At 73.2% G+C, this 433-nt stretch carries 1 protein-coding gene; it reads right to left on the minus strand.

Translation table 11 applies throughout. The features are described from left to right. On the minus strand, positions 1-433 hold a 433-nt coding region (locus G3I78_RS48765), incomplete at both ends, for a TraM recognition domain-containing protein (RefSeq protein ID WP_164437085.1).

The raw sequence follows: 433 nt of genomic DNA on the forward strand, positions 1-433 counted from the left end.
CACAGCTTCTTCATGCCGGACTCGCCCCAGACTTCCACGCCCTGGGACCAACTCTGCAGCACGGTGTCCAGGACGATCCCGCGCGATCCGTAGTGCGAGTAGAGGTTCGGCAGCTCGCGCCAGCGGCACACGTTCGCGGCCTCGTCGAGCACGCCGACGAGCGGGGTCGCCAGGCGCCCGCCCGCGGACTCGGCGGCCAGCTCCTCGGCCGCCTCCACGACGGCGACGGTGAGCGCGGTGACGAGCGGCCCGGCCGTGCCGCGCCCTTCCTTGGACAGCGAGTACAGGGTGCCGGGCTTCGTCGGCGCCGACTCCCCCGCCGCGGACGGCAGTCCGGCGCGCACAAACTCTTCTGGGCTGAACTGGGGCCGGGTGTCGGCGGGGCCCTGCGGGGTGATCCAGGCCGCGACCTGCCGGTTGGTGAGGCAGGACG

It is taken from the genome of Streptomyces sp. SID13726, assembly GCF_010548375.1.
Lineage (GTDB): Bacteria > Actinomycetota > Actinomycetes > Streptomycetales > Streptomycetaceae > Streptomyces.